Below are 4,138 nucleotides of genomic sequence, written 5' to 3' on the forward strand. Positions count from 1 at the left end.
AATAGCTTCCTCTGCCAAAATTCAGTATTCAATTCTGAATTCACAAACTTTTCACGATTTAGCTGCATTGTGTATTGGCTGATGATGCTTCACAGCTGAAATTGAGAATGAACAGTTATTAAATCATTAGTAGAGCACTCTTCATTCAACTCAGCCAATATCAGGAAGAATTCAAGAAATCGGGGCGAAAATTCCGGAATTTAACCCCGTAATGAACACAGATTTTACTGGTTCAATATTCCGCCCCGATAACTAGGCATAAACAGCGATCGTAGCCTTAGCTGTTTGCCTTAGTTGCGTCCTCTTCAGTCTTCTTGCGCTTCCGCAGCATTGCCGCGCCGAAGCCCAGCGCAGCAGGAACTAGGGCAGGAGTGGGAACTGCGGTCGCTGTAACAAGGTAATCGTTGAAGTCCCTATCGGAGGAGCCAATGGACAAATCTTCAAATCTGATAAGCGTACCATCGAACGGAGTGTTGTCGCTAAACAAAGCATTAGTACTTGCAAGAAATACGTCTGCTCCGCGCTGCAAAAACAGCTCATACGATACGCCACCCTGAAACAGGAAAGATACAGTTGTTCCTACATCAGCAGGATCTTTGAATCCATCGAAGATGAGTGTGCTACCTGGTGCACCTGTGATGAATACACCGAAATCGTTCAATCCCTGGTCAGTGAACAATGCATCCCCACCCCCAAACTTAAAAACGACAGGGGTATCAACGTCGAACTTAATTTCGGAGGGCGTGAACGTGAGAGCCTGAGCAGGTGCAGCAGCCAGAGTTGAACCAGCCGCAATTGCAGCAGTTGCCAGACCTAAACTAATTGTCTTGAAGTTCATAGTCTTGATTTACCTCAATATGCATCTATCGAATTTGCAGAGTGTCAAGGACAAACTTGAGTTGCTACCACTTACTTGAACAGGGGGTGATGCACATGAGTAGATTTATCGTTTTGATCGAGAATGAGTAAAGATTATGCAGTTCATTCCTAGTCCAGAAAATACCAGGAAACATTCACTTTACCTGTCGATTTCACAGGACTTTAGTTAAGCTCCTGAGATACCGAGGTCGATCAAAACTTACCCTGGTTCCCGTGCTAAGAGAAGCATTCGCTGCCTCTATTCAGGTTGACGAAAGGAGTTCGTACCCAGGCTGGTTAGCACAAGGATGTAATTCTGCGGTAGCCCAAAATGCACCAGAGGTAGAAGCGATAATCCCTGAAAAGCCTGGGGAAATGATATCGCTTAATCATTTCCTAACCTGAATCTTAGTAATATCCCTGAGCTGAAAGCAATCCTCTGACAAACAGTTCATTAAAAGTTTATCTAGGCAGAGGACGATGTGGACTTGACTTAACGCTTTCAGGGATATCCAGGGTGCTAAGCAGCCGCTCGGCGCAGCACCTTGTAATACTGTTTAGCGATCGCTTCTGGCGTAAAGGATCTCTTTAAGTATGCTCGACCTGCTGTACCCATATCCTCTGCCTTTGGACGATCGTGCATCAAAAATCGGATAAATTGTGCCAGTCCATGTCCATCACCATTTCTGAAGCTGGCACCGCACTCTGCCTCAGCAACAATCTGATTGAGATAGGAATGTTGGGGGCAGATCACTGCCAGTGGACGACCAGAAGACAGTGCCGAATAAAGTTTGCTGGGAGCAACCAAACTCTCCATACCCTCTGCAACACTCACTAGGGAGACATCGCAAGCAGTTAGCGAGTACGGTAGCACATGGCGATCTTGATAGGGCAGAAATGTGAAGTTCTTTAGTCCTAGTTGCTGCACTTCTTGCATTAGCCCCTCTCGTTTCGCACCCGCACCGATGCAAACAAACCGAACTGGCTCATCCCGCAAGTGAATCGCTGCATCCAAGATAGTATCAACATCGTGGCAACGTCCCATGTTGCCAGAATATAGCACTGTAAATGGCTCAACGAGCTGATGCTCTTGGGCAAACCAGTTGTCCTCCTTAGGCAGCGGCATAATCCAATTTGGGTTTGACCAGCTATGAATTACTGATACCTTATGTTCCACCTCTGGGCAAATTTTGGCTATCCGATCCTTCATTGCGGGGCTTAGCACGATCACGCCTTTCGATCGCCGCCATACTTTCCGATTGATTTCCTGCCAGCAGCGCGCCAGCCAGTGATCTGCCGAAATTACGCCTAATTCAACCGCAATATCAGGATAAAGATCATAGATTAAACAAACATAGGAGATGCCAAACAACAAACTGGCAAGATAGCCCAGAATTGGCAAAAAAGGCGGTGCGCTGGTTAATAAGATAACGTTGTTTTGGCGTCGCGGATTTAGCAAATAGAGAAAAGCGCGAATGCTAAATAGAACACCGTTAATCGCCTTACCACGAATCCGTTGGGGAAACAGTTGGGATGTGCGTGATCGCTTCACCTGAACCTGACCGATTGTTTCGCACGCAGGAGCTTTTGCTGCCTGAAACGCATACCCTGGCTGTCCAGTAAAGACTTCCACCTCCGCTCCCTGGCGGTCAAGCTGCTTCGCGAGTTCCTCGATCAATTGTCCAGTTGGGGCATAGTCGGGGGGGAAAAATTGGTTGACTAGGGAGATCTTAACGCGGGTTTTGGCTTCAACCAGTTCGGAGGAGGAACTCACAAAACTAGAGCCGACCTGGGGGTTCTTCTTTAGCCAGTCGCTGATGTTCATAGAAACAATTTGCTTTTTGCGTGGGGATCAGGATTTGAGAACATTGCCCTGCGAATAACGGCTCCGCGAACAATTAATTGCAATCTGAACAATTGCTTGTAAGCAGAGGGCAGCGGCAAGAGATGGTTAGATGTACCCCGCAAAAAGGAACTAAGGCTAGCTCTGTTGAGCCAGGCTCCAGGCACGCCAGGAGCTACATCCCAGCAGTCCTGTTGTGGCAATCACAATAAAAAGACTGTTTGGAATGCCAGCCAGGGCGATCGCCAAGCTTCCGGTCCATAACGTCAAGGTGTAGATGAATAGCACAGTGAAGCGATGCGACAACCCAATTTTGAGTAGACGGTGATGCAGATGTCGCTTATCGGCAGACAGAGGAGATTGTCCGTTTTTGAGCCGCATCAGGATGACCGCAACCATGTCGAGAATTGGAACTGCCAGGATAAGAAACGGCAGAACGATTGCCGTAATCGTGGCACTTTTAACCAGACCGACAATACTCATTCCTGCGATCATAAACCCGATAAAATACGAACCGCCATCGCCCATGAAGATATGAGCCGGGTTGAAATTGTAAAATAGAAACCCGATTAAACTTCCTGCCAGGGCAAGCATCACCAGCGCAACGGCAGCCTGTCCGGTAAACAGGCTCACGATCGCAACCGTCACAGCGGCAATGCAGGAAACACCAGAAGCAAGACCATCTAGCCCATCAATCCAGTTGATCGCGTTGACCACTCCTGCTAGCCAGAGGATGGTAATCGGCAGGCTCAGCCATCCTAACTGAGTCAACCCGAGACCGGGCAGCGTTAAAAAATCGATCCGAATGCCCGCGAGCCAAACGCAGCTTGCAACAGAAATCTGCATTCCTAGACGCAAGACTGGAGACAAGTTGACTAGATCATCTACTAACCCAATCAGGAAGAAAGCAAAACTACCGAGCAGCACCCAAATCACTTTGCTGAAAACGGCAGTCGAGAAAATGCTTTCACCTGCAAGCAGCCCGACAACCCCCAGCGCAAGCAGCGTCCCAAGACAAATTGAAATCCCACCCAGACGGGCGATCGGGCGCTGATGCACTTTTCGATTTGAGGGTAAGTCAAATTTGTGGTGCTTGAGGGCAATCTGATTGATGAATGGGATGGAACTGATGACAAACGCGATTGCAATTGATAGCACTATCAGAGAATGGCAGGTCAAGAGCATGGTGATTTCAGGTGCTCAGTGAACAATAAAGACTATGCAGCAGATACTGCTTGCGGTGATGCACTGTAACACCGTAGCCAAACACTTATTCAGTAAAATTTACGATAATCAGTACTTAACCGAAAAACATTCGTGAACAAAATCTAAAGAAGCAAGCCTATAAATCATCAACTAAGTATTTTGGACAAATTCAAGCCAGTTTTGCGAAAATAAACTGAACGTTGACTGAAGAAAGCCAGACACACTTTACTG

Annotated in this window: 3 protein-coding genes; all 3 read right to left on the reverse strand. The window is 47.3% G+C overall.

From position 1 onward, the window contains the following. Positions 1–277: 277 nt before the first annotated feature. Positions 278–838: a PTPA-CTERM sorting domain-containing protein gene (locus H6F80_RS05710; RefSeq protein WP_190790631.1), complete on the reverse strand. Its 561-nt coding sequence runs from the start codon at positions 836–838 to the stop codon at positions 278–280. Between the two features lie 540 nt (positions 839–1,378). Continuing rightward, the gene (locus H6F80_RS05715; protein WP_190790632.1) at positions 1,379–2,683 is read right to left on the reverse strand and encodes a glycosyltransferase family 4 protein; all 1,305 of its coding nucleotides are present in this window, start codon (positions 2,681–2,683) and stop codon (positions 1,379–1,381) included. A gap of 156 nt (positions 2,684–2,839) precedes the next feature. After that, positions 2,840–3,859 (reverse strand): MraY family glycosyltransferase, encoded by a 1,020-nt coding sequence (locus tag H6F80_RS05720; protein ID WP_518523525.1) that lies wholly within the window; start codon positions 3,857–3,859, stop codon positions 2,840–2,842. Between the last annotated feature and the right edge of the window lie 279 nt (positions 3,860–4,138).

It is taken from the genome of Leptolyngbya sp. FACHB-711 (genome assembly GCF_014695615.1).
GTDB lineage: Bacteria > Cyanobacteriota > Cyanobacteriia > Elainellales > Elainellaceae > Leptolyngbya_A.

Excerpts from the sequence above, each read along its gene's own strand:
- H6F80_RS05710 (WP_190790631.1), bottom strand. The coding sequence starts at position 838 with ATGAACTTCAAGACAATTAGTTTAGGTCTGGCAACTGCTGCAATTGCG.
- H6F80_RS05715 (WP_190790632.1), bottom strand. The coding sequence starts at position 2,683 with ATGAACATCAGCGACTGGCTAAAGAAGAACCCCCAGGTCGGCTCTAGT.